The 25,879-nt window shown below is 63.7% G+C and carries 22 protein-coding genes and 2 tRNA genes; 9 read left to right on the top strand and 15 right to left on the bottom strand.

What is annotated here, in order from left to right; genetic code table 11:
- Positions 1-144: 144 nt before the first annotated feature.
- On the top strand, positions 145-2,250 hold the full coding sequence (locus tag ACO550_RS22905; protein WP_315594369.1) for a TonB-dependent receptor domain-containing protein: 2,106 nt from the start codon (positions 145-147) through the stop codon (positions 2,248-2,250).
- 74 nt (positions 2,251-2,324) lie between these two features.
- Here the strand turns inward: ACO550_RS22905 and ACO550_RS22900 are convergent, their stop codons facing one another.
- The 13 genes from ACO550_RS22900 to ACO550_RS22840 form a co-directional block, all read right to left on the bottom strand.
- Positions 2,325-3,737: a DUF1254 domain-containing protein gene (locus ACO550_RS22900; RefSeq protein ID WP_315594368.1), complete on the bottom strand. Its 1,413-nt coding sequence runs from the start codon at positions 3,735-3,737 to the stop codon at positions 2,325-2,327.
- Between the two features lie 287 nt (positions 3,738-4,024).
- Positions 4,025-4,101 (bottom strand) — tRNA-Arg (locus ACO550_RS22895).
- 93 nt (positions 4,102-4,194) lie between these two features.
- On the bottom strand, positions 4,195-5,100 hold the full coding sequence (locus tag ACO550_RS22890) for a hypothetical protein (protein WP_315594367.1): 906 nt from the start codon (positions 5,098-5,100) through the stop codon (positions 4,195-4,197).
- Between the two features lie 307 nt (positions 5,101-5,407).
- Positions 5,408-5,494 (bottom strand) — tRNA-Leu (locus tag ACO550_RS22885).
- Positions 5,495-5,592: 98 nt separating this feature from the next.
- Entirely contained in the window at positions 5,593-6,873 is a 1,281-nt protein-coding gene (locus ACO550_RS22880; protein WP_315594366.1) for an amidohydrolase family protein, read from the bottom strand.
- Positions 6,874-6,898: 25 nt separating this feature from the next.
- Positions 6,899-7,849 carry an ABC transporter permease subunit gene (locus ACO550_RS22875; RefSeq protein WP_315594365.1) on the bottom strand — a complete coding sequence of 317 codons (951 nt, stop codon included), beginning with the start codon at positions 7,847-7,849 and terminating at the stop codon, positions 6,899-6,901.
- The gene (locus ACO550_RS22870) at positions 7,849-8,940 is read right to left on the bottom strand and encodes an ABC transporter permease (protein WP_315594364.1); all 1,092 of its coding nucleotides are present in this window, start codon (positions 8,938-8,940) and stop codon (positions 7,849-7,851) included. Before ACO550_RS22870 ends, ACO550_RS22875 begins: the two co-directional genes overlap by 1 nt.
- Positions 8,930-10,498 (bottom strand): ATP-binding cassette domain-containing protein, encoded by a 1,569-nt coding sequence (locus ACO550_RS22865; protein WP_315594363.1) that lies wholly within the window; start codon positions 10,496-10,498, stop codon positions 8,930-8,932. Before ACO550_RS22865 ends, ACO550_RS22870 begins: the two co-directional genes overlap by 11 nt.
- Before the next feature lie 72 nt (positions 10,499-10,570).
- Complete coding sequence (locus tag ACO550_RS22860; protein ID WP_315594362.1) at positions 10,571-11,578, bottom strand: BMP family ABC transporter substrate-binding protein; 1,008 nt, start codon at positions 11,576-11,578, stop codon at positions 10,571-10,573.
- Between the two features lie 84 nt (positions 11,579-11,662).
- Entirely contained in the window at positions 11,663-12,370 is a 708-nt protein-coding gene (locus tag ACO550_RS22855; protein WP_315594459.1) for a TetR family transcriptional regulator C-terminal domain-containing protein, read from the bottom strand.
- The gene (gene upp / locus ACO550_RS22850) at positions 12,370-13,059 is read right to left on the bottom strand and encodes a uracil phosphoribosyltransferase (RefSeq protein WP_485994962.1); all 690 of its coding nucleotides are present in this window, start codon (positions 13,057-13,059) and stop codon (positions 12,370-12,372) included. Before upp ends, ACO550_RS22855 begins: the two co-directional genes overlap by 1 nt.
- 132 nt (positions 13,060-13,191) lie before the next feature.
- On the bottom strand, positions 13,192-14,499 hold the full coding sequence (locus tag ACO550_RS22845; protein WP_315594361.1) for a DUF1688 family protein: 1,308 nt from the start codon (positions 14,497-14,499) through the stop codon (positions 13,192-13,194).
- Positions 14,496-15,734 (bottom strand): GTP cyclohydrolase II, encoded by a 1,239-nt coding sequence (locus ACO550_RS22840; RefSeq protein ID WP_315594360.1) that lies wholly within the window; start codon positions 15,732-15,734, stop codon positions 14,496-14,498. The genes ACO550_RS22845 and ACO550_RS22840 overlap by 4 nt, the downstream gene beginning before the upstream one ends.
- A gap of 342 nt (positions 15,735-16,076) precedes the next feature.
- Here ACO550_RS22840 and ACO550_RS22835 point away from each other — a divergent pair, with 342 nt between their 5' ends.
- Positions 16,077-16,358 (top strand): hypothetical protein, encoded by a 282-nt coding sequence (locus ACO550_RS22835; protein WP_315594359.1) that lies wholly within the window; start codon positions 16,077-16,079, stop codon positions 16,356-16,358.
- 114 nt (positions 16,359-16,472) lie between these two features.
- On the opposite strand, the gene ACO550_RS22830 is transcribed toward ACO550_RS22835, so the two are convergent.
- The gene (locus ACO550_RS22830) at positions 16,473-17,576 is read right to left on the bottom strand and encodes an acyltransferase family protein (protein ID WP_315594358.1); all 1,104 of its coding nucleotides are present in this window, start codon (positions 17,574-17,576) and stop codon (positions 16,473-16,475) included.
- A 234-nt stretch (positions 17,577-17,810) separates the two neighbouring features.
- Between ACO550_RS22830 and ACO550_RS22825 the strand changes: the two genes are divergently transcribed.
- Positions 17,811-18,716, top strand: coding sequence for a transporter substrate-binding domain-containing protein (locus ACO550_RS22825; protein ID WP_315594357.1), 906 nt, complete (start codon positions 17,811-17,813; stop codon positions 18,714-18,716).
- A 166-nt stretch (positions 18,717-18,882) separates the two neighbouring features.
- Positions 18,883-19,167 (top strand): amino acid ABC transporter permease, encoded by a 285-nt coding sequence (locus tag ACO550_RS22820; protein ID WP_315594356.1) that lies wholly within the window; start codon positions 18,883-18,885, stop codon positions 19,165-19,167.
- Between the two features lie 250 nt (positions 19,168-19,417).
- On the opposite strand, the gene ACO550_RS22815 is transcribed toward ACO550_RS22820, so the two are convergent.
- Positions 19,418-20,275 (bottom strand): hypothetical protein, encoded by an 858-nt coding sequence (locus ACO550_RS22815; RefSeq protein WP_315594457.1) that lies wholly within the window; start codon positions 20,273-20,275, stop codon positions 19,418-19,420.
- 369 nt (positions 20,276-20,644) lie between these two features.
- Between ACO550_RS22815 and ACO550_RS22810 the strand changes: the two genes are divergently transcribed.
- The 5 genes from ACO550_RS22810 to ACO550_RS22790 are packed head-to-tail and all read left to right on the top strand — an operon-like array spanning position 20,645 to position 25,818.
- Positions 20,645-22,366, top strand: coding sequence for a glycosyltransferase family 39 protein (locus ACO550_RS22810; RefSeq protein ID WP_315594355.1), 1,722 nt, complete (start codon positions 20,645-20,647; stop codon positions 22,364-22,366).
- Positions 22,363-22,734 (top strand): 4-amino-4-deoxy-L-arabinose transferase, encoded by a 372-nt coding sequence (locus ACO550_RS22805; RefSeq protein WP_315594354.1) that lies wholly within the window; start codon positions 22,363-22,365, stop codon positions 22,732-22,734. The genes ACO550_RS22810 and ACO550_RS22805 overlap by 4 nt, the downstream gene beginning before the upstream one ends.
- 5 nt (positions 22,735-22,739) lie before the next feature.
- On the top strand, positions 22,740-23,915 hold the full coding sequence (locus tag ACO550_RS22800) for an aminotransferase class I/II-fold pyridoxal phosphate-dependent enzyme (RefSeq protein WP_315594353.1): 1,176 nt from the start codon (positions 22,740-22,742) through the stop codon (positions 23,913-23,915).
- Entirely contained in the window at positions 23,894-24,889 is a 996-nt protein-coding gene (locus ACO550_RS22795; RefSeq protein ID WP_315594352.1) for a glycosyltransferase, read from the top strand. The genes ACO550_RS22800 and ACO550_RS22795 overlap by 22 nt, the downstream gene beginning before the upstream one ends.
- The gene (locus tag ACO550_RS22790) at positions 24,877-25,818 is read left to right on the top strand and encodes a formyltransferase (protein WP_315594351.1); all 942 of its coding nucleotides are present in this window, start codon (positions 24,877-24,879) and stop codon (positions 25,816-25,818) included. The genes ACO550_RS22795 and ACO550_RS22790 overlap by 13 nt, the downstream gene beginning before the upstream one ends.
- Positions 25,819-25,879 lie beyond the last annotated feature (61 nt).

Here is a 25,879-nt window from a genome sequence, read left to right as displayed (position 1 = left end):
CTTCGAAGCTTATGCGCTGAAACGCACGCTGCGGCGCTGTGACACATGGCGTCGCGGCAGCCTGCTTCGTATCCTTGCGATCGAGCCAAACAAAAAAGATTCAGGGGTTGCGTCGTGCCGCGGCGCAGCCTTCGAACGCAAGGAATGAAACGAACCACCCCTTGGCGCCGCGTAGCGGTGCTACCTGCCGCAGCGCTATCCGGCGCAGCCCTGGCGCAATCCGCGCCTGTCGTCACGTCCGCCGAATCCACGATCCCGACCTTGCCGATGGTTACCGCCACCGCCACGGCCGCAGGCTCGCTGACCGCACCGGGCATTGCTCGGCAGCGCCAGTCGCTGTTCGAGTCGGCCGGTTCGGTCGGCTTTGTCGATGCAGCGTCGTTTGCCAACACCTATGCGTACGACCTGCGCGATGTACTCAAGGACACACCCGGCGTCTACGTGCAGGAGCGCTATGGTCAGGAGTTGCGCCTTTCGGTGCGCGGCTCGGGCATTGCACGCGGCTTTCACACGCGCGGCATCGAGATCCTGCAGGATGGCGTGCCCACCAATTTTGCCGATGGCAGTGGCGACTTCTATCAGATCGATCCGCTCGCCCTGTCGGCGGCGGAAGTCTACAAGGGCGGCAACGGACTGGCCTATGGCAGCACCACACTGGGTGGCGCGATCAACTTCACCACGCCTACCGCGCTGACTTCCGATGCGCAGAACATGGTGCGCGTCGATGGTGGCAGCTTCGGCACCGTGCGTGGCAGTGGCCAGGTGTCGCGGCAGATCGGCCAGTGGGACTTTCTGGTCAATGCCACGGTCAGCCATTCGGAAGGCTACCGCAATCACGAGCGCGGCCAGTACGAGCAACTCAACGCCAACGTCGGTTACCGCTTCAGCCCGAACGTGGAAACGCGTTTCTATTTTGGCGCTTATATCGTCGACCAGTTGCTGCCCGGCGCGCTGACACTCAACCAGGCGCTGACCAACCCGCGCATGGCCTCGGCCAGCGCGCTGGCCGGCGACCAGGCGCGCAATACGCGCACCGAACGCATGGCCAATGTCACCAGCATCAAGCTCGACAATGGCCAGATCGACTTTACGACCTGGGGCATCCACAAGAGCCTTTATCACCCGATTTTCCAGGTGATCGACCAGGATAGCTGGACCTATGGCTTTGCGCCGCGCTACACCGGCAATTTCACGCTCGGCGGCATGCGCAACCAGCTGATCGCCGGGGCACGCTTCTTCGGCGGCAACAACGATGCGCGGCAGTACATCAACAATGGCGGCAACCGCGGCGCCCAGACCTTGAATGCCAGGCAGGACGCCTACAACTACGAAGCGTACCTGGAAGACCGGCTCTACGTACTGCCCAGCGTGGCGCTGATGGCCGGAGCCAAGGCGTACCGCAACCGCCGCGAGTACACCGACTACGGCGGCTTGCCGACCAACCCCACGGCCAAGGCAGACGCCGCCACCTACAGCGGCGTAAACCCCAAGTTTGGCGTGCTATGGGAGCCGAAGCCCGAAGTACAGGCGTTTATCGATATCACGCGCAGCGCCGATGTGCCGGACTTCAGCGACCTGAGCCAGACCATCGGCACCACGCAGCAGTTCGTGCCGCTGGCCGCCCAGCATGGCTGGACACTGGAACTGGGCACGCGTGGCAGGCAAGACCGTTTTGCGTGGGATATCACCGCCTACCGCTCGCTGTTGCGCGACCAGTTGCTGCAATACACGGTCAATGCCGATATCCCCGCGTCTACCTTCAATGCCAACAAGACGATCCTGCAAGGCGTGGAGCTGGGTGCCAGTGCGGATGTGGTGCGTGACGTGTTCGGCAAGGGCGACAAGTTCACACTTGCGCAGGTCTGGAACTACAGTGACTTCCGATTCGACAACGATCCGGTCTACGGCAACAACCGTATCGCCGGCGTGCCAAAGCACGTGCTGCGTACCACGCTGGCCTACAGCCGCAACTCGCGGCTGCGTGTAGCCGGCACGATCGACTGGGTGCCCACCGGTGCCTATGTCGACTACGCCAACACGCTGAAGGTGCCGTCGTACGTGCTCTTCGGTATCGAGGCCAGCTACGAATTCGAGCGTGGCGTAACGCTGTACCTTGACGCGCGCAACCTCGCGGACAAGCGCTATATCAGCGATTTCAGCACGGTGGCCGATGCGCGCACGGCCAATACCTCGGTGTTTTACCCTGGCGTGGGTCGGGCGTTCTACGCAGGGGTCAAATACCGGTTCTGAGACGTCGCCTTCAATGAAAAAGCCCTTCCGTCCAGGAAGGGCTTGGGCTTGAAGTGCGTATGCCTATCAGCGCGTCAATTTACGCGCTGCACGGCCGGTGGCATCCATTTGCCGTCGAGCAGCACCTGATCTGGCCAGTAGGCACGCAACATCAGGTTGAATGCATCGGGCGGCGCCGGCAACCAGTTCGTGACCTGGCCCGGAGCCGGCCGCTCATACTGGATATAGATATCGAGCGAACCATCGCGGTTGTAGCGCAAGCGGTCGCGGCTGCCAATCGTATAGCGCTGCAGGTCGTTGCTGACAAAGGCCTGCTTCTCGTTGTACATCGTCAGCGACCAGAACGCCTTGACCGGCGGTAACTGGCCCTTGTCGAAATGCAGCACGTAGCGGCTGCCGCCATCGAACGGCCGCCCCGTGGCATCGGCGCGCGCCGTCGGATACACCGCGTCCTCGGCAAGATTCGCGCCGAGCCCGAACAGTGCGACCGCCGCGCGACGCCCATATTCAGTGCCATAGGCGCCGGTGTCACGCTGCAAACGCCAGCCCGTGCTGCCCGCCGCGCTCTTGCGCGCATTGGCGGCAATCATCGCCAGCGCTGCCGTGGCACCTTCCTGCACGGCTCGCGCCGTGGACGGTTCCAGCACCGTGGTCTTGAACGGCTCGCCAGCCTTGATGCCCATGCGCTGCATCTTCTCGACCATCGCGGCGTCATCTTCGGCGGGCGGGTTCGCCTGCAGCAACGCTGCCAGACGGCTGAAGAACGCCTGCGCATCCATGGCCGCAACCTGTTCCGCCGGCGGCGTTTCCGTATCGACCAGCGTGACGCGCGGCACCGCCGCTGGCGTGCTGCGGCTACCCTTGCGCCAGGCCGACAACGGCACCAGGCGGAACTGGTCCTGCAGGCGATGGACGTTCGCGTAGTCGCCCTTGCCGTTGGTCTGGATCCGGCCGATCAGCCACACCATATTGGTAGGGGCACGGATTTCCGTCACACCCTTGGGCAGCGTGCCTTCCCATTCGGGGCCGACCAACGCGAATGCACCCCGCTTGGTCCCGGTCGTGCGCTTGCCTGGCGACGCGAACACGTTGGTCCACGCATCGAGCAGCTGCATGACGTAGTAGCGGCCCGCTGTATCGGGCACCGACAGCACCAGGGGCTCCTTCGACAGGTCAAGCCAGGCCATCGAGTACAGTGTGTCGGCATTGGGGCTGACCACCGTGGTGAACGAGGAATCCGGGAATGAACGGCTATGTTGGAATGTGTTGACCGGCACCCGGGCCGTCATGACCTCGCGCGTGACATCCATCAGCACGAGCGGATAGCCGTACGTAAACACCTCTGCCGAGAGTGTCTTCATCGCCTGGTCGGAAGGCGGTTGCTCGGCCACCGGTACGCTGGAGACAGGCTCGGGCGTGGACGAGCAGGCGGACAGCAAGGCAGCAAGCGCGACCACGCTTGCCAGTTGGCGAATTGATCGGTTCATGACCCCGTTTCCCTGTGTGCTGCGACCTTTCCGGGCGACGTACTGGACGTATTGGGGCTGCGTGTAGCTCCGGAGGCGCATCTATTCCGGACGAATGATGTGCCTCCCGGTTGGCGACTGTCAATGACCCCGTGGGCAGGTTCCGGGGGGAACCGAACACTGGCGGCGCGGAACCCACAATCGTTCACTGGATTGTGTGCGGCACGCCACGCAACAAGCGATGCAACAACGCAGCGACCAAATGAAAAAGGGCTTCCGTTTCCGGAAGCCCTTTCGCACTACATAGGTGGCGCGGCTGGCAGGATTCGAACCCACGACCCCTTGGTTCGTAGCCAAGTACTCTATCCAACTGAGCTACAGCCGCACGCGAGGAGCGCATTGTATCGCAATTCGTTTCCAGCGCAAGCGTTTCATCAAAATTATTTCGGTGATCGTGCAAACCAGCCAGTTGGGAACGTCACCAGCGGTACCTGGCGCCGAGCGTTCCGCCCGGATTTTTGCCGCCTCGCGCCTTCATCCACAGCTTGAGCCCGGTATTCGAATTGCTATGCGCGCCGATATTGAACGAGAACAGTCCGCGCAACAGATCGGTATCGATGCGCGTGCCATTGATGTTGATGGTCTTCGCGCGGTTATCCTGCCACCAGTCGGCCTCGACGAACGGATAGACACCCCGGAGCCGGGTCGGCGTTGAACCGTAGAGCCGCACCGCGAGCCCGGTTGCATTGGCTTCGCCCGGGGGCGCATCCCAGTTACCTGGCACCGGCGCCATGCCGGGCCGGTACGCCATCTCCACGCGCGACTGCAAGGTCAGCCCGTTGCCGCTACGCGATAACGGTGCGTCAAGCGCCAGTGCCATGCTTCGCACGCGACTGTCGACAAAACCGCTAGCCGTCGTGCCATCCTCGAAGTGAACGGCCGGCGCTCGCGTCGTGCTGTTGAATCGCTCCACGACCCGGTCGATCGATGCCAGGTTGATGGCAACATGTTCGCCATCGCCACCGGTTGACGGCGCACCCGATGAAGCATGCACGGGTAGTGGCAGGTCTGGATCATCGTTGTCGACCACCATGCGCGGCGGCACCAGCGACATCGCGACATCCGCAACGGGTGCTGGCGCGACATTGGCTTCCACTGGAACAGGTGGCGTATCACTGAATGGCGGCCCGCCCACTGACTCCTCGGCATGCACCACGGCGCAGGCCAGCAGCACGAACAGGAAGCACAGGGGGAGACCAGGATGATGCGCTGGATGCGCAACGATACAGCGCACCCCGCCGGGCAGTTGTCCGGCACACTCCTCTCTCCCGCACATCAACAGTACGGACATGGTGACCACCTCGTCGGGCGTTGTTTGCTGCATGCCCGATCAGCTTGAGCATAGGTCAAAGGCCTGCCGATCGTTAGAGACGAGTGTGGGATGCCGCGCCGGGCAAAAGGCTTAGAGATCGTACAAGGATGCGGTGGAGTTTGACACGCCAGCCCATCAACGACATATCAAACGCTGATGGATTGCTCCCCTCGCCCGCAACGCGGGAGAGGGGCCGGGGGAGAGGGCCAGCGCATCAAAAACCAGCAACCTGTCGCCGAACGAAGAGCCTAGTCCTCAGGACTGCCCTTTCTGGGCCTACAAATGAAAAGACCCTGCTCGTTGAGCAGGGTCTCCAAATTGGTGCCCAGAAGAGGACTCGAACCTCCACAGTGTTGCCACCGCTAGGACCTGAACCTAGTGCGTCTACCAATTCCGCCATCTGGGCTTCGTTTCGCTACATTGCTGCGGCGATGCGAAGACAGTGATTATGCTGAGCAGTCGCATGACTGTCAACACTCTTTTCACAGAAACTTCAAAAAAACCTTAATCCCGATGTAGCCAGAAGTCGACTTGCGCCGGACGCCCCGGCAGCGACAACGTTGCCGTTGCCGGAGCCGTGCGCGCCACCACCTTGCCGGCTCGCATTACCAGCAGGCGCGTGGCCCGCAGCCGAAGCGCTTCCACCGGATCGCGCGCCTGAAGCAAAACCAGGTCCGCGCGGCAGCCCGGCGACAGGCCGTAGCCATCCAGGCCCAGCACTGCCGCAGGCGTTTCCGTCACGGCCTTGAAGCATGCGCGCATGGCGTCCTGCCCTGTCATCTGCGCGACATGCAGCCCCATATGCGCGACCTCGAGCATGTCGCCGGAGCCCAGGCTGTACCAGGGGTCCATCACGCAGTCGTGTCCAAACGCCACGGGGATGCCTGCCGCCAGCATCTCTGGCACACGCGTCATGCCGCGTCGCTTGGGGTACGTGTCGTGCCGGCCTTGCAGCGTGATGTTGATCAGCGGATTGGCAATCGCGGCGACACCGGCCTCGCGTATCAGCGGCAGCAGCTTCGACACGTAGTAGTTGTCCATCGAATGCATCGAGGTCAGGTGCGATCCGGTCACGCGTCCCTGCAGCCCAAGCCGCACGGTTTCGCTGGCCAGTGTCTCGATATGGCGCGACATCGGGTCGTCGCTTTCATCGCAATGCATGTCGACACGCAGCCCGCGCGTAGCTGCTTCCTCACACAGCAGCTTCACCGATGCAGCGCCATCGGCCATCGTGCGTTCGAAATGCGGAATGCCGCCAACCACGTCCACACCCATATCGAGCGCTCGGCACAGGTTGTCGAACGCTGCCGGAGAACGCAGCACGCCATCCTGCGGGAATGCCACGAGCTGCAAGTCAAGATACGGCTTTACGCGTTCGCGCACATGCAACAGTGCCTCGGTAGCCAGCAGGCGCGGATCGCACACGTCCACGTGCGAGCGGATCGCCAGCAGGCCCTTGGCCACCGCCCAGTCGCAATAGGCCAGCGCGCGCTCCACGATGGCTTCCTGCGTCAGCAACGGCTTGAGCTCACCCCACAACGCAATGCCTTCGAGCAAGGTGCCCGACTGGTTCACGCGTGGCAGCCCGTACGACAGCGTGGAGTCCATGTGGAAATGCGCGTCGACGAACGGCGGCGATACGAGCTGGCCGCCCGCGTCGATCTCCTCGCCGGCCGTGGCCGCCAGTTGCGGCGCCACGGCCGCGATCTTGCCGTCCGTTATGCCGATATCCAGATCGGTACGGCCGTCGGGCAGGTTGCAGTGACGCAGGATGGTATCGAACATGGGAATGCGATGGAGATGGTGGAGGTCAACGTTCGCCCTTGCGGTATGGCTTCATCAGCGCCTGCGGATAGGCCGCGCGCCGAGCCACCAGCACCAGGGCCAGGATCGACAGAATATAGGGCAACATCAGGTAGATCTGGTACGGCAACGGCGGCAGCCCCGGCAGGCTCGCGCCACCCTGCTGCAACCGCAACTGTAGCGCGTCGAACGCGGCAAACAGCAAAGCACCCAGCAGCGCGCGGCCCGGACGCCATGATGCAAACACCACCAGCGCCACGCAGATCCAGCCACGGCCATTGATCATGTTGAAAAAGAAAGCGTTGAAGGCCGACAGCGTCAGGAACGCGCCGCCAATCGCCATCAACGCCGAGCCCGCCATGATGGCACCGATGCGGACAGCACCGACCCGTATGCCCTGCCCTTCGGCAGCCGCCGGGTTCTCGCCAACCATGCGCAAGGCCAGGCCCAGTGGCGTGCGATACAACAGCCACGCCAGCAACGGCGCCATCAGCAGTGCCAGCAATGTCAGCGCGGTCTCGGCCGCCATGACCGTGCCAATCAACGGGACGTGCGCCCACCACGCCATCGGCGCAAACGGCGTGATCGTCGGCGGCGTGGACACCTGCGCGAAGCCCAGCCGGTAGGCGTAGTACGACAGGCTGGTAGCAAGCATCGTCACGCCAAGCCCGGCCACGTGCTGCGACAAGGCCAGAGACACGGTCAGCCAGCCATGCAACAGGCCAAACACCAGCCCGACCGACGCGGCCACCGCCACGCCGCCCCACAGTGGCATGCCGTGATAGACCGCCAGCCAGCCCGAAAACGCACCGGCCACCATGATGCCTTCGATGCCGAGGTTGAGCACGCCGGCACGTTCGCATAGCAAGACGCCAAGCGTGCCGAAGATCAATGGCGTGGCCACACGCAGCACTGCGATCCAGAACGGCGCGCCGGCCAGGATATCGAACAGTTCCATCAGGCCGCCTTTCCGATTCGGTCGAAGCGGACACGGTAGCGCGTCAGCATGGTTGCCACCAGCATCGATAACAGCGCCACGGCCACGATCACATCGGCAATCGTATTGGGCACGCCAACCGCGCGGCTCATCCCATCTGCCCCAACCAGGATGCCCGCCACGAACACCGCCGATGCCACCACGCCGATCGGATGCAGCCCGGCCAGCATGGCGATCACCACGCCGGTATAGCCATAGCCTGGCGACATGTCGAGCGTGAGGTAGCCGGTGCGCCCGGCCACCTCGACCACGCCGGCCAGCCCCGCCAATGCCCCCGACAATGCCGCGGCCAGCAGCGTCACGCGGGCCACCGGCATGCCGGCAAATGCGGCCGCGCGCCGATTGGCACCTACCGCGCGCATCTGCAGGCCGAACACCGTGAACCGGTTGACCAGCCAGATCGCCACCGCCAACGCCACCGCAATCAACAGGCCACTGTGCGCGCGCGACCGCTCCATCAGGCGCGTCAGTTCCAGTTCCGGCACCAGTGCCACCGACTGGGGCCATCCCATCGCCAGAGGATCCTTCATCGGGCCATCGAGCATGGTCGAGACCGCCAGCAGCACAATGAAATTCAGCAGCAACGTGGTCACCACCTCATCAACCCCGAGTCGCATCTTGAGCAACGCCGGTAGCAGCAGCAACAGCGCTCCGGCCAGCATGCCGGCGGCGACCATCAGGCCAAAGAGCACGCCATTGGGCAGCGACGCCGCCCATGGCGCGGCACCCCCGTCGACCTGGCCACCCACCGCAACGGCCGCCAATGCGCCCAGGTAGAGCTGTCCTTCGGCGCCGATATTGAACAGGCGCGTGCGAAACGCCACGGCCACCGCCAAGCCGGTCAGGATCAGCGGCGTGGCGCGGGTCAAGGTTTCCGACCAGGCAAAGCGGGAACCGAAGCCACCGTCGAGCAACAACAGGTATGCCTTGCCAACCGGTGCGCCGGCGCAGGCAACCAGGGCCGCGCAGATCAGCAGCGTGACGACGATGGCCCCTACCGGTGCCAGCACCAGCGCCGTTCGCGACACTGCGGTACGTGCCTCAAGCCGCATGGACCACCTCCGTACCGACCGACGCATGCGAGGCGTCGGCGCCGGCCATGGCCAGCCCAAGTGTGGCCAGCGTCCATGAAGCGGTGGGGCGCGCCGGCGTCAGTTGCCCCGCATGCATCACCGCGATACGGTCCGATAACGCCATCAGTTCGTCGAGATCTTCAGATACCAGCAACACTGCTGCACCGGCTGCCGCGGCGTCGAGCAGTTGCCGATGCACATAGGCCACGGCACCGATATCAAGGCCCCAGGTGGGTTGACTGGCCACTACCAGACGCGGCGTCTGCGTACCGCGCACTGACAATGCGCGGCCCAGGATCAGCTTCTGCATATTGCCGCCGGACAAGGTGCGGGTGGGAACGTCGATGCCGCCACCACGTACGTCGAACCGGGTAGCCAGGTCGCTGGCAAAGCGCCGCGCCGCGCCGCCGCGGATCACGCCCGCGCGGACAAAGGCCGGATTGGCGAGCTGTTCGGTAATCGTGTTCTCCCATACCGCGAGATCGCCAACCGCGCCTTCGGCATGCCGGTCTTCCGGAATGCGCGCCACACCGGCACCAATCCAGCGATGCGGATCGGCCGGCATCGGCGCACCGCGCAACGTCACGCGCCCCGCCGAGGTCGCCACCATGCCACTCATCAATTCCGCCAGCGCCACCTGCCCGTTACCGGATACGCCGGCCACGCCCAGGATCTCGCCAGCATGCAGGTCCAGCGTGACGTGCTTCAGCCCCATGCGGCCGGCCACCGGGGCCACACTTGCACGCTCGAGCGATGCCACCACATCGGCGGTGGCCGTGCTGGCGGCACGCGCGGGCATCTCCACGCGACGCCCTACCATCAGTTCGGCCAGTTCAGCCTTGGCGGTCTCGCCGGCGCGGCGTTGGGCCACGAGCTTGCCGCCGCGCAGTACGGCCACGCGATGCGATACGCGCAATACTTCATCAAGCTTGTGGCTGATGAAAATCACCGACAACCCCTGCGCAATCAACTGGCCCAAGGTTGCGAACAGGGTGTCGACCTCTTGTGGTGTCAGTACCGCGGTGGGCTCGTCAAGGATCAGCACGCGCGCACCGCGATACAGCGCCTTGATGATCTCCACGCGCTGGCGCTCGCCCACCGACAGCGACCCCACCCTTGCCTGTGGCTGCACCGCCAGGCCAAAGCGCGCGGCCAGTTCCTGGATCCGCGCACGCGCGACGCCGCGCTGCTGGCGCCAGCGCCAGAGCGGCTCGGTTCCGATCAGGATGTTGTCGAGCACCGACAGGTTGTCGGCCAGCGTGAAATGCTGGTGAACCATGCCGATCCCCGCGGCCAGTGCGGCACGCGGATTGCCGGGCGGCAGCGCCACGCCATCGACCTCGACACTGCCCTCGTCGGCGACGTAATGGCCGAACAGGATATTGACGAGCGTACTCTTGCCGGCGCCATTCTCGCCAAGCAGCGCCAGCACCTCGCCGCGGTGCAGGTCCAGAGAAATGGCGTCGTTGGCCACCAGCGGTCCGAACCGCTTGGTGATATGGGACAGGCGCAGAACCGGAGGGGATTCCTGGGACATCGATAAGGATTGAACGCCAATGACATGCCCCATCCGCCAAGGGGATGGGGCGCTGGAAAACCAGGAACGAGCTTAAGGCGTCGACTTGGGCTCGGTCTCCACGACCTTGATGGTCGCCTTGCCGTCGAGAATCGCCTTCTCCTTGGCCTTGACCTTGGCCATCACGTCAGCCGGCACCTTGCCCTCGAACGTGCCCAGCGGCGCGAGCTCGGCCCCCTTGTACTTCATCAGCGAATACTGGCCATAGTCTTCGTTCTTGAACTGGCCGGCCTTGACCTTGGCCAGCGCCGCGGCAATGGTCGGCTCCATGTTCCAGAGCGCCGATGCCACCACCGTGGCCGGATACTGGGGCTGCGTATTGATGACGTTGCCAATTGCGAGCTTGCCACGTTCCTTGGCGGCATCGGATACCCCGAAGCGCTCGGCATACATGACGTCGGCACCCTTGTCGATCATCGCGAACGCGGCCTCCTTGGCCTTGGGCGGATCAAACCACGAGCCGATAAAGCTGACCGTGAACTTTACCTTCGGGTTCACCTCGCGCGCGCCTTCCATGAATGCGTGCATCAGGCGGTTGACCTCGGGAATCGCGTAGCCGCCCACCATGCCGATATGGTTGGTCTTGGTCATGCCACCGGCAATCATGCCGGTCAGGTACGACGGCTCCTGGATGTAGTTGTCGAATACCGAGAAGTTGGGCGCCTGCGGCTTGCCCGACGAACCCATCAGGAAGGCAGTTTTCGGGTAATCCTTGGCCACCTTGCGCGCGGCGCCTTCCACGGCAAACGATTCGCCGACGATCAGCCCCGAGCCCTGCTCGGCATACTGGCGCATCACGCGCTCATAGTCGGCGTTCGACACGCTCTCCGAGAACACATAGTCGATCTCGCCGCGCGCCTTGGCCTCGTTCAGCGCCTTGTGAATGCGCGAGACCCACTGCTGCTCCACCGGCACCGTATAGACCGCAGCCACCTTGATCTTCGCCTGTGCGTGGACCGTGGGCGACAGGCCAACGGCGGCCAGCGCGGTGGCCGCTGCCGCGGCTTTCAACCAGGTGCGGCGATCGCTTCCCATGTGCATGACTTCACTCCCCTTTTCAAAGTTGCTGCGTTGTGCGCGCGCATGGCGCGTGATTGACAGTGGTCTTCTTTTCTTCCCGCCGGCTCAGGCGAGATCGCTTTCCTGTGCGGCTTCCTGCCCGGCTTCCTGTCCGGATTCCTGCAAGCCGCAACCGCGCAGCAGCAACGCCACCAGGTGCTCGGTGGCGTTCTCGAAGTCCTGCGCGTCGAGCTGGCTGACCCCGAGCACCGCGCAGACCTGTGCATCGAAGTCGGCATAGGTCTGCGTGGCCGCCCAGATCGTGAAAAACAGGTGATAGGGATCCACGGACGCCATCAGCCCGCTGTCGATCCACGCGCGGATCACCATCGCCTTGCGCGCCACCAGCTCCCGCAAGGCCTGCCGCAGTACGCCGCCAATCTCGGGAGCGCCGTGCAGCAATTCATTGGCAAACACACGCGACGCGTCGGGATGACTGGCCGAGAGCCGCATCTTGGCGCGGATATATTGCTCCAGCGCCAGGCGCGGGGCGTATTCGCTGCTGATGATGTCGGTTTCCGACAGCCAGAGTTGCAGCGTATGGGCGAGCACTGCGCGATACAGGGCCTGCTTGGTGCGGAAGTAGTAATGGAGATTCGACTTCGGCACGCCGGCCTGCGCGGCAATATCTGCCATGGTCGCGCCGGCAAACCCCGCGCGCGCAAACACCTGTTCCGCCGCGCGCAGGATCAGCGCTTCATTTTCCTGGCGGATACGTCCGCCCGGTGGTTGGCCCGATCCCTGCGCGTGCGGCGCCTGCGCCAGCGTGTCCATCATTTGGTGCCGTAGAGCCGGTCACCGGCATCGCCGAGGCCCGGCACGATATAGCCGTGGTCGTTCAGTTCCTCGTCGATCGCGGCGGTCACGATGCCCACATCGGGATGCGCGGCCTGCAGCGCGCGCAAACCCGGGCGCGAGGCAATCAGGCAGACATACTTCATCGTGGTCACGCCGGCTTCCTTGAGACGGTTGATCGCGGCAATGGCCGAATTGCCGGTTGCCAGCATCGGATCCACCACGATCACGAAACGCTCGTGGATATCCTCGGGCATCTTGAAGTAGTACTCGATCGGCTCCAGCGTCTCGGGGTCGCGGTACAGGCCGATATGCCCTACCCGCGCAGCCGGCAGCAGATCGAGCATGCCATCGAGAAAACCGTTGCCCGCACGCAGGATCGACACCAGGCATAGTTTCTTGCCCGACAGTACTGGCGATTGCATCGGCGCGATCGGCGTCTTGATCGCAATGGTCTCCATGGCCAGGTCGCGGGTGGCTTCGTAGGTCAGCAACTGGCTGATCTCGCGCACCAGCCGGCGGAAATTGTCGGTGGTGGTTTCCTCGCTACGCACCAGCGTGACCTTGTGCTGCACCAGCGGATGATTGACGACCATCACCTGCGGCGATGCCGCCTCGGATTCGGCAAAGGCCTGTGCGGCGGTAGGGACGTTGGACATGTCAGTCATGGTGCGCTCCTTGGATATTCGGGCACTCGCGAAGGTCGGGCGCAGCGGGCCACTGGCCCGCCACGGTCTGGCTGCCTGAAAATACGCTGCACTGCGGTCTACGAATGCGGGTCGTGCGCGGTCTGGAATGCCTTAGAACACGGTCCCGTCGCTCTGGATGGCAAACGGCGGCGGCCCACCCGGCGGCCGTCGCTGCGCCGCGATACGGCGTCCGGCCGCCCACGTACCACCTTCCAGTACGCGCGCCAGCGGGAAATCCGCCTCGCTGAGGCCCAAAGCCTGCCGCACCGCATCGGCCACCAGATCGAGCCCGGTGACTGTCAACGCGCGCCACTCGACGATCTCTGGCTCGTCCACCGTATGCGTGCGGCTGGCAAATTCACGGTCGCGCGGTACGGTCAGCTCGAAGTCGTAGAGCAGGCCACCGTTTCGATACTCGGGCAACCCGGTGAGCGCATCCAGGCCCACCACGACCAGCCCGCCATCCTCGAGCGGCTCCAGCAGGGAATACGTAAGCCATTGGGTCAGCTTGTGGAACGGCACCAGTCCGTCGGGCGCAGCCGGATGCCGCCAGCAATCGCCCAGCGACACGCCTTCGATCTGGATCCGGCCCGGCCAGACCGGACCCAAAGCCACCAGCAAGGTACGCAGTACAAAGCCCGCTTCAATGCGCTTGTCCTTGGCATGCGCAGCCAGGTAGTCGAACAGGTTGCCAAGCCGCGCGGGCGTGCCGAATACGGCGGGCGTCGCCTGCATGACCTCGCCCAGCCGCCGCAACAAACCGGCCCGTCCCTCCAGGCCCACCAGTGGATTGTGCTGCGCCACCTGGAAGGCCGTGGCGATGGTCGATGCGTCGAGGCGCGACAACCGCTCGGCATCGGCGCGCAGCGGGTCCCCTGGCTCGGCCGAGAAGCCACCGCGCGCAAACAGGTCGAAGCTCGCCACGCCGAGCCCTTCGGACCGCGTCAGCATCATGTCGCTGGCCGGATCGCGATAGCGCCAGTCCGGGCCGGCACCGGCATCGAGCAGCACGCTCGGAATCACCAGGTCGATGCCGATCCGCGCGCGCTCGTCGCAGTGGTCGGCCCCCGACATGCCGGCGCGTTCGCACAGGATCTGCCAGCGGTTGATTGCGTCCTGTCCCGGGCCGCCACTCTCGAAATGACGCCAGCGGCTGTGATAGGGCACCTGCAGGTCCGGATAGCGGCGCCGGATCGTGCCAGCCACGTAGTCGGCAATCGCATGGACCCGGTCGGGATGCCACGTGAACAGTTCCGATTCGCCCGATGCCACGAACTCGGTGACTACCGCACAATGGGTACGCACCGCCTCGCCGCTCAGCAGCGCGGAAGCGGGATGATCGGCCGGGACGGGGCTGTGCCAGCCGCTGCCCGTACCGTTGTCTTGCCCTGAGCTTCCTCCTTCCGGATATTCGTTCATTCGTTCAACCCCCTGCCCTTCGCCAGGGCGAGTTCGTTGGCATCAGGCGGCGTGTAGCTGGTGAAGTAACCCGCCGCCACCTTCGCATCGATTTCCACGCGGGCATCGGCCGGGATCAGTGCCTCGGGGATGGCCACCTGCTCCACCACCTCGATCCCCTGCGCCGTGAGCGCGCCATGTTTCATGTTGCTCATCGAGGCCCAGCGATCGATGCGCCGGATGCCGAGCCAATGGAATACATCGGGCATCAGTTCCTGGAACCGCATGTCCTGCACGCCCGCCACGCATTCGGTGCGCGCGAAATACGTTTCGGCGCGGTCACCGCCCACCTGGCGCTTGCGTGCGTTATAGACCAGGAACTTGGTGACCTCGCCCAGCGCGCGGCCTTCCTTCCGGTTATAGACCACCAGGCCTACGCCGCCCTCCTGAGCCATCTCGATACACACCTCGATGCCATGCGCCAGGTAAGGCCGGCAGGTGCAGATATCCGAGCCGAAGACATCGGAGCCATTGCATTCGTCGTGCACGCGGCATGCAACCTTGGTCTCGGGCTTGCCGAGTTTGCTGACATCGCCAACGAAATAAAGCGTCATGCCACCGATGGGGGGCAGGAATACCTTCAGGTCCGGGCGTGTCACCAGTTCCGGGAACATGCCGCCGGTCTGCTCGAACAGACTGCGCCGCAGAATGCTTTCCTTGATATTGAAGCGACGCGCAATGCCGGGCAGATACCAGACCGGGTCGATCGCGGCCTTGGTCACGCGTACATCGCCATTGGCATACAGGATTTCACCATCGGGCTTGAGCCGTCCCGCCGCAATCGCGGCCACCAGCTCGGGCATATTGATATGCGCACGCGTGATGGCAATGGTTGGACGAATATCGAATCCCGCGGCAATGCGGCCCGCAAATGCCGTGGAAACCAGATGCCCCCAAGGGTCGAGCGAGACGATCTTGTCGGGGTCGCCCCATTGCGCATGGGGGCCAATCGGTTCCGCTGGCGCCGTATCGGTCAGGTCGGGCCGATGGGCCCGTTGCAGGCTGCCCGCTGCCACGGCCAGCGCGCGATAGATGGCGTAGGCGCCGCCATGCGTACCGATCACGTTGTGCTGCACCGGATCCGTCAGGCTGGCAATCACCGGTCCGCGCTCGGCCGCCGTTGGGGCGCCCCAGTGAATCGGCTCGGCCGGCTTGTCGCGGCGCGCGTGCGAGGTCAGGACGATATGGTCGGACATGGCAGCCTCGTCTCCTGGTAATGGAGCGGAACAGGAATCCTGACCAAATGGTCAGGTTTGCATCTCCATAGTAGGCAACGTTCATGCCAACACCCAACTGGGGTTGTTACCGTTAGTGGCATCCCGTACGCACCGCACGCGTGCCAGGCAGATGCCCGGCCATGCCGGACCCGATACTTTGCAGTGCATACGCACCAGTTTCCGGCACGCGGCACGAGGTGAGGTGAAGTGAGGTGATTTGAGACTTCGGCTATTCCGACGGCTCAGGCGGCTGCAGATACTTCATGCATGAAAGCAGAACCGGATCGGGTTCAGTTTCAGTTTCGTGCATGGAGTGCAAAAATGAGAAAGTCGTCCCCACCCCTCGCCGCAAGTGTGCTGCTTCTGGCCGGCACACTACTGGCGCTACCCGCCATGGCTCGCGCTACGGAATCCAATCAGGCAGACAGCTTGCCCAAGGCCTGCATGACCCTGCTGACGGACGGACAGCCACGCGTGCGTTGCGTGCTATCCGGCGACCACGCAATCGAAAAGCAGCCGGTCGCCGCAGGATCAGCGGTAACCTGGGATCGCGTCATCAGTGATCCATCGACCTTGCAAACGCTGAAGTCGCATACCGCCTGATGGCGGCCCGATTGCGGCCCGATAGCGGCCTGCCAGCGCTGCGGACAGCGCGCAAACAAAAACGGCACGTACCCTGAGGTTCGTGCCGTTTTTACATCCATCGCAAACAGGTATTCAGCTGCCTGCCCGTTCGCCGACCCGTACTCTTGCCCGGGCCGGAAGATCGGCGGTGAGCCACTTCACAACTGCCAGGACCGGATTGGACGCTTCCACATAGCGATGGAACAGCGCTCCGGCCACGTTGCTGGTGACCCAGGCCAACACCATACCTGCGGCATTGAGCCATGGCTGCCCCGGCGCCAGATGCGACACCACGGCGTTGACCACCAGGCAGACCGGGAAATGCACCAGGAACACCGAGTACGAGATCTTGCCGAAATAGGCGCTCAGGCGTCCGCCCGGCCAGTACTCCAGCCAGCCGCCACGGCGCGACAGCGCCAGCAGCAGCGCGGTCACCAATGCCACGGCAATGCGCAGCCTGAAATCGACCACCAGCGCGGCCATGCCAATGGCTGCCAGCGTGATCCAGGCCAGCGGCGACCGATCGGGATTGGAGGCCCAGAACGCCAGCGTGCCCATGCCATAGGCGCCAAAGAAATAGATCGCCCAGATATCCCAGCTGGCATCGCGGTTGAACCAGAACAGCGAAGCCACCGCCAGGGCCGCTACCACCGGCACACCAAGCGGCAACGCTTCACGCGATACCCCGCGCGCAAACCAGAGTGCGAATACCAGCAGCGCAAACAACTGCAGGTCGATGGCGATATACCAGACGCCGGCCGACAGCGCGTCCACGTCCAGGATGTTGTGCAGCAGCAGGATATGGGCCACGAACTGTGCCAGATGCGGCGCGGCCGGGATCGAGTCGTGCTGCATCCAGGTGCGGGCAATTGCCGCGCCCACAATCGCAATCAGTATGGCTGCGGCAAATGGCACGACCAGTTTCTGATAGCGGCGCCAGACCGTGGCGATTGGACTTTGCACGGTCAGATGACCTTGCGGCGCCAGGCTCCGCGCGGCCAGGAAACCGCTGATGACCAGGAATACCTGCACCGCGATGCGCGCATAGTCGGCCAGCCAGCCGATCAAACCGGGCGCCAGCGGCTGCGCGGCGTCGGACATCGGCCCATAGAAGGCCAGATGGTGTAATACGATCAGCTGCGAGCTGACCGCCTTCAGAGCGTCGACACACGCCAGACGGGAAGGACGGGGGCTCATTTGTTATGTCAAAGATACAAAATGGCTCGCATTGTACCCGGATTGGTGCCTGGATCATGTGCACAATGGGTAACCTGTGGCGTAACGGTTGTAAGCAGGCGTACATGTGGTGCGCCGACATCGGCCTGCGCCCTGTTTCCGGGCATTAGCTAATAAGAAAGAAGTTCTTCGTCCGCAAAGGGCGCGGGTTTACCCTTCCGTCCTTGTCTGCACTTTCGTCGCTTGACCCTGAATATGTCGTCGCCTGCTTCCTTCCGTGTCATCTCCCGCCTGCTTGCCGGTTTCGCACTGGGCGCCGCCCTGCTACCCACGGCCCATGCCGACAGCCCGGTTCTCGACAAGATTCGCGACACCGGCACCATCACGCTTGGATACCGCGAATCCGCACTGCCGTTTTCGTTTGGAGACGACAAGGGCCAGCCGGCCGGCTACGCGGTGGACCTGTGCCTGCGGGTGGCTGACGCAGCAAAGCAGAAGCTGGGCTTGAAGGACCTCAAGGTACGCTGGCTGCCGCTGACACCGCAGAATCGCGTGCCCACCGTGGTCAACGGGCTGGTGGACCTCGATTGCGCGCCGAATACCAATACGCTCGAGCGCCAGAAGCAGGTGGCATTCAGCGTGTCGCACTATGTGTCGACCGTACGCATGCTGGTGCGCGCCGATTCGGGCATCAAGTCGTTCAATGACCTGCGCGGCAAGACCGTGGTCACCAGCGCGGGCTCGACGGGAGACCGCCACGTGCGTCGCCTGAAGAGCGAGTACGGTTTCCGCGACGTCTACGCCAACGACCACGGCGAATCGTTCCTGCTGCTGGAAACGGGCCGCGCCCAGGCCTTCGTGATGGACGACGTGCTGCTGGCCGGGCTGCGCGCCAAGTCGAAGAATCCGTCAGAGTACGTGATCGTCGGACCGGCCCTGTCCGTCGAACAGAATGCGCTGATGTTGTCGAAGGCCGACCCCGAGTGGAAGCAACTGGTCGACCAGACACTGGCCCGGACCTTCGCCACCCCGGAAGTCGCCGCCTTGCAGAAGCGCTGGTTCCAGCAACCGATCGGCGCGCGTGGCACCAACCTGGCACTGGCGCCTTCCGCGGAAGTCATCAACGCCTGGAAACATCCGTCTGATGCAGTGACCGAATAAGAGTGCCGAACAAGGCATTTTTCCGAAGTATCCCCCGGAAAACTCCTGAGTTGACGGCCCTTGCGCCGTTGTCCACACTGGCCTGAGTCCGGTCATACCATACGGTAGAACCGGCGCAACGCAAAAACGCGAACCGCCGGAAGGCGGCATCACTCAGGAGATTTCCATGAACAAGTTCATCGCCACGGCCATCGCGCTGGGTCTCGCCACCGCTTCCGTGGCTGCGGTCGCGCAGGACAAGAAGCAGTTCGACCCGTATTCGCAAGGCGCCAAGTCGGGCGAGAAGTTCGACACCTACAGCCAGGGCGCGAAGTCGGGCGACAAGTTCGACCCGTATTCACAGGGCGCGAACAAGAGCACGCGCGCCGACCTGACCGACCAGTCGACCGCCGCCCCGAAGAAGTCGAAGACCAAGAAGGCGGCTACGAAGAAGCCGACGACCGGGAATTGATTGAGACGTTTCCGATGATCATGAAAGGAGCCTTTGGGCTCCTTTCTTATTTTGAGATCAGCAACTCCCGCCAGAAAGACCAACGGCTGCCAAAAAAGGCAGCCGTCGTAGGCGGGACTCTCTATCTGCAAACTTGCAGACTACCCACTCCAGGTGGGGCCTGGTCACCCAGGCGGCACTACGGTTTTGCACCCGCTTGCACGTAGTTTGGAAGGATACTATGCGCGCGTCAGACCGCAGTCAACCATCCTCACCGCCCCTCCTCACTGACATCCATTTCCAGCGCAGTTACGTCGACCCGTTGGACTTCATTGTTCTGGCGGATTTCCGTGCGCAGTACAAAGGCCTCCATCGGACAGTACCAGTCGGTCACGTGCAGGACGCTGGGTTCCAGTTTCAGCAGTTCGTCGCCGACCATCAGCGGCCCGAGCGAGGTGCGCTTTTCATAAGTGATCGGCATGCATTCCTTGCGGCCCATCACCGTATTGATCATCTGCTTGCGGCCAACATGGCGCGAGCCGACGATGATCGAGGCATGCAGGGCCTGCATCGTTCCCACGACCTCGTCCTTGCCGAGCGGATAGATCTTGAGCGACACACTGGACTGGAAGGTCTCGCCTTCGAGCATCGCGCCCTCGCGGATTTCCACGCCCGCGTAGTTGAATACGCCGCTGCCCTGGAACGATGCTTCGCCGAACATCCGCGCATAGCGGGCGCGCGCATTGATCACCGCGTTGCGGCTGTCGATGCGCGTCCGAGCCGTGGCGGCACTGCGGTCGATATTGATCTCGTGGACCTGGTCCATCACGACCGGCGGCCCCATTAACGCTGATAGCGCCGATTTGGAGCGGACTTCGAGCTGGGCACTGCAACCTCGTGCGGTACGCATGACATCGCGCAGCGTCATGGTGATCGACATCGGCATCGAGCCGTCGCCTTCCAGCTGCACGCGCGAACCGGAGCGGAACCAGGGCGCGTCACACAAGATGGCCCCGCCAGGCAGGGGCGGTGACATGCCCGAAACCGGTGCCGCAGTGGGCGCCGATGCCTGTGCAAATGCCGCGTTCATCACACTAGTCAGCAGTAACAGCAGTAGCGCCGATTTCATTGCCATCACCCGTTTCCAAATGGCCGGTCGCCGCTCAGCATCTGCCGATGGCGCTCCGGAATGGCACAGTATTACGCGAAATCCCGTTGCCGCAAATGGGCTCGGGGTTGTCTGATACATGACCGGAGCGGCGAAACGACGGGGCGCTCAAGGCTCTCGTGCTAACATTGCGCGCCCGCGCCACTCGGCGCCGCGGCAAGACCCAGCCGGACAGTGCGTTTCCGGGACCCGCCATGGCCGGCACGGCCGTATCGGGCCTCGATGTCCACCAATTCCGGCCGCGCTGCGTTGTGGGGTGTCCGCCACAAGGCGGCCTTACGAACGGCTTCCGCAAACGGCTTCCGGGTATCCGGCCATTTCAGGAGAGATATGCGTAGTTCTTCGCCCACGCGCCAAGCCGGGCTGCCTGTTGGCATGATCGTTCTGATAGTCATCGGCATCCTGCTGGTATGGTTCGGCACGCTCGATGCCCGCCATCTGCTGCGCCCCGACGAAGGCCGCTACGCCGAGATCTCGCGCGAAATGTTCGTGACCGGCGACTGGGTCACGATCCGCTACAACGCACTGAAATACTTCGAAAAACCGCCCTTCCACCTCTGGGTGACCACCATCGCCTACGAGCTGTTCGGCGTGGGTGACTGGCAGGCCCGTCTGTGTGTGGCGCTATCGGGCATCGTGGGCCTGGGCGTGACCATGCTGGCGGCCGCCCGCTGGTTCGGTTGCCGCGTGGGCCTGCTGACCGGTCTGGCCATGCTGGCCATGCCGATGTGGAGCGTGGCGGGCCATTTCAATTCGCTGGACATGACACTCTCGGGCGCGCTGGCCTGCGTGCTGGCGTGCATGCTGCTGGCCCAGCATCCCGACGCATCGTCCGCCGCCCGGCGCGGCTGGATGCTGGCCTGCTGGATCGCGATGGGCGTAGCCATCCTGACCAAGGGGCTGGTCGGTATTGCCCTGCCCGGCCTGGTACTGGTGGTCTACTCGCTGGTGACGCGTGACATCGGCCTGTGGCGCCGCCTGCATCTGGGTACCGGCATCCTGGCGATGCTGGTGGTCACGGTGCCCTGGTTCTGGCTGGTTTCCACGCGCAACCCCGAGTTTCCGCAGTTCTTCTTTATCCACGAGCACTGGGATCGCTATACCTCCACGGTACATTCCCGCAAGGGCTCGATCTGGTACTTCGTGCCGTTGCTGCTGGCTGGCCTGCTGCCGTGGCTGGGCCTGGTACCGCGCATGTGGGATGTGGTGCGCGACCGTGCCGGCGCCGCGCGTGGCGTGGGTGGCAAGCCATTCCAGCCCGCACTGATGAGCCTGATCTGGTTCGTGGCGATTTTCGTGTTCTTCAGCATGTCCGGGTCGAAGCTGCCCGGCTATATCGTGCCGGTGTTCCCGGCACTGGCCATCCTGGCCGGCGTGGCACTGGACCAGATCAACGAGCGCTCGTGGAACCGCCAGATCAACGCGCTGCTGGTGCTGGCCGTTCTCGGCCTGATTGCCGCCCCCTTCGTGGCTACGCTGGACCGGCCGACCAATCCGAATGAGGTATTCCGCGCGTTCGCCGTCTATATTGGTGTGGCCTTCGCGGTACTGCTGGCGGGCATGTTGCTGGCGCGCCGACTACTGCGCACACGCGGGTTGTTCCCGAGCATTACGGCATATGCGCTGGCGATGTTCCTGACCTGCACGATCGGCCTGCTGGCCCATGAGGTCATGGGCCGCCGCGCTTCGGGCATCGACATGGTGCCGGCCATCAAGGCCGTGCTCAAGGACGACATGCCACTGTATGGCGTGGGAGTACTCGATCACACGCTGCCGTTTTACCTGGGACGTACCTTGACGATGGTTGCCCACCCCGACGAACTCGAGTTCGGCACCGAACAGGAGCCAGCCAAATGGCTGCCGACCATGGAGGCCTTCGTCGCCAAATGGAAGGATGGGCAGCCCGCGCTCGGTATCATGTCGCCGGAAACCTATGACAGCCTGGTGGCACAGCATGTGCCCATGTACGAAGTGGCGCGAGATGTCCGCCGCGTCGTTGCCAGCAACTTCCCGTTGCCGGCCCAGGCCCAGGAACACAAGACCGCCCCATGACACTTTCGACTTTCGCTTTTATCTTCGCAGGCGTGCTGCTCAATGCCTGTGCACAGCTGCTGCTCAAGGCCGGCACCAATGCGGTGGGCGCCATTACCATTGACCGCGCCACGCTGCTGACCACCGCCTTCCGCGTGCTGACGCAATGGCCGGTGATCGGCGGCCTCACGTTGTACGTAATCAGCGTGGGGGTCTGGATCGTCGGCCTGTCGCGCGTGGACGTTTCGATTGCCTATCCGATGCTGTCGCTTGGCTATGTGGTCAATGCGCTGGCCGCCTACTGGCTGTTTGGCGAGATGATCGGTCCCTTGCGCATGGCCGGCATCGTGCTGATACTGGCTGGCGTTTTCCTGATTGCCCGTTCCTGACGAACATGACTGCTTCCGCTCCGCAGGATTTCCTGCCGTTCGTGCGCCCCAATATCGACGACGCCACCATTGCCGAGGTCGGCAAGGTGCTGGCCTCGGGCTGGATCACCTCCGGTCCCAAGGTGCAGGCATTTGAAGCCGCGCTGTCAGACCTGTTCGGCGGACGCCCGGTGCGCACGTTCTCCAATGGCTCCGCGACCATGGAAATCGCGCTGCGCATTGCCGATATCGGCCCCGGCGATGAAGTCATCACCACGCCCATTACGTGGGTGGCCACGGCCAACGTGATCCTGACCGTTGGTGCCAAGCCGGTGTTCGTCGACATTGACCCGCGCACGCGCAATATCGATCTCGATGCCGTCGAAGCCGCGATCACGCCGCGCACGCGCGCGATCATTCCGGTGTACCTGTCGGGCCTGCCCGTCGACATGGACCGCCTCTATGCGATTGCGCAGCGCCACAACCTGCGCGTGGTCGAAGACGCCGCCCAGGCCATCGACTCGCGCTGGCGCGGGCAGCGTATCGGCGCGTTTGGCGACCTGGTCAGCTTCAGCTTCCAGGCCAACAAGAACATCACCACCGTGGAAGGTGGCTGCCTGGTGATGAACACACCCGAGGAAGCCCAACGTGCCGAACGGTTGCGGTTGCAGGGCGTGATCCGTACCGGCATGGATGGCATGGATGTGGAGGAGCCCGGCGGCAAGTTCAACCTGACCGACGTCAATGCGGCAATTGGCCTCGCGCAGCTCAAGAACCTCGACACCATTACCGCCCGCCGTGCCGAACTGGCCGAGACCTATTTCCGCTGCGCGGCGCAAGCCGGGCTGGCGGACCTTGGCATCGAACTTCCACTGGCTCGCGACCCCGACGTGGCCACCACCAACTGGCATATGTTCCAGGTGGTGTTGCCCACCGACCGGCTGCGGGGTGGCCCGGCCGAAGCCCGCAAGCACGTGATGGAAGCCATGCGCGAACGTGGCGTGGGCACTGGCGTGCATTACCCGCCGATCCATCTTTTCACCCATTTCAGGTCGTTGGGCTGGCGCGAAGGCATGCTGCCGCATGCCGAACGTATTGGCCGCGGCATCGTCACGCTGCCGCTGTTCCCCGCCATGCAGGCCGCCGACGTGGAACGGGTTTGCGCAACACTTAGCGAAACATGCAAAAGTCTCTCTCACTAAGCCAGGTCGAGGTCTCGGTCGTTATCCCCGTCTACAACGAGGAAGATGGCCTGCAGGCGCTGTTCGATCGCGTCTACCCGGCGCTGGACGCCATGGGCGACTCGTACGAAGTCATCTTCGTCAACGACGGCAGCGTCGACCGCTCGCCGCAGATGCTGGCCGCCCAGTTCCACAAGCGCCCCGACGTGACCCGGGTGATCCTGTTCAACGGCAATTTCGGCCAGCATATGGCGATTCTGGCCGGCTTCGAGCATACGCGCGGACGCATTGTCATCACGCTCGACGCCGACCTGCAGAATCCGCCCGAAGAAATCCCGCGCCTGGTGGCCGAGATGCGCAAGGGCCACGACTATGTCGGCACAATCCGTCGCCAGCGCAACGACACGGCGTTCCGTCGCTATGCGTCGCGCGCGATGAACCGCCTGCGCGAACGCATCACCAAGATCAAGATGACGGACCAGGGCTGCATGTTGCGCGCCTATGACCGCAATGTCATCGATACGATCAACGCCTGCCGCGAGGTCAATACGTTCATTCCGGCGCTGGCCTATACGTTCTCGTCGAATCCGGTCGAGATCGAGGTGGGGCATGAGCAGCGTCACGCAGGCGAGTCCAAGTATTCGCTGTACCAGCTGATCCGCCTGAACTTCGACCTGGTCACCGGCTTCTCGATCGTGCCGCTGCAGTGGTTCTCGGCAATCGGGACCATGCTGTCGATCTCGTCGGCCGGCCTGTTCGTGGTACTGCTGATTCGCCGCTTCCTGCTAGGCTCGGAAGTCCAGGGTGTGTTCACGCTGTTCGCCTTCAACTTCTTCCTGATCGGCATCATGCTGTTCGGCATCGGGTTGCTCGGGGAATACATCGGCCGTATCTATCAGGAGGTGCGCGACCGCCCCCGCTACCGCATTCAGGCCGTACTGGAGCGCGACCCGCGCAACCAGGAAATGACTCCGGAGGAATCGTGCGCGCCGTAGTATTTGCGTACCACAACGTTGGCGACCGCTGCCTGCGCGTACTGCATGCGCAGGGCGTGGATGTTGCGCTGGTGATTACCCATCGTGACCGTCCCGACGAGAACATCTGGTTCCAGCGCGTGGCCGATACCGCTGCCGAGCTGAACCTTTCGTTCCTGTACGCCGAGGATCCGAAAGATCCTGCACTGGCCGATGCCGTGCGCGCGGCCCGGCCCGACGTCATCTTCTCGTTCTACTACCGCTCGATGATTCCGGCGGACGTGCTGGCCATCGCGCCGCACGGGGCCTTCAACATGCATGGTTCGCTGCTGCCCAAGTATCGCGGCCGCGTGCCGGTGAACTGGGCCGTGCTGCACGGCGAGACCGAGACCGGCGCCACGCTGCATGCGATGGAAGCGAAGCCGGACGCTGGTTATATCGTCGACCAGACTTCGGTACCGATCCTGCCCGACGATACGGCTGGACAGGTATTCGAGAAGGTCACGGTAGCGGCAGAGCAGACGCTGTGGCGCGCGCTGCCACCGATGATGGCGGGTCAGATACCAAAGCGGCCGAACCGGCTGGCCGACGGCAGCTATTTCTCGGGCCGCAAGCCCGAAGATGGCCGCATCGATTTCGGGCAACCGGCGTCGGCGGTCTACAACCTGGTTCGTGCCGTGGCGCCGCCCTATCCCGGCGCATTCACCGATCTTGGTGCCCGACGCTTTGTCGTGGCACAGGCGCGCCGGCTCGAAGCTGGCACCGTGCCGGCAGGCCTGCAGCCAGGCCTGCACGTTATTGACGGCCGCATCGTGGCGATCTGCGGCGATGGCGGCGCGCTGCGCGTGCTGCAACTGCTGGAAGGCCCCTCGGCCGACCATGCAAGCCCGGTTTCCGCAACCGAATTCCAGAACATCATTACTGCACAGTCCAGAGAGGAAAACCGATGAAAAAGGTCCTGATTCTTGGCGTCAACGGCTTCATCGGCCACCACCTGACGCGCCGCATCCT

Source organism: Cupriavidus sp., assembly GCF_057315035.1.
The sequence above is the reverse complement of the archived record's forward strand: the minus strand, read 5'-3'. Positions and strand labels throughout refer to the sequence as shown.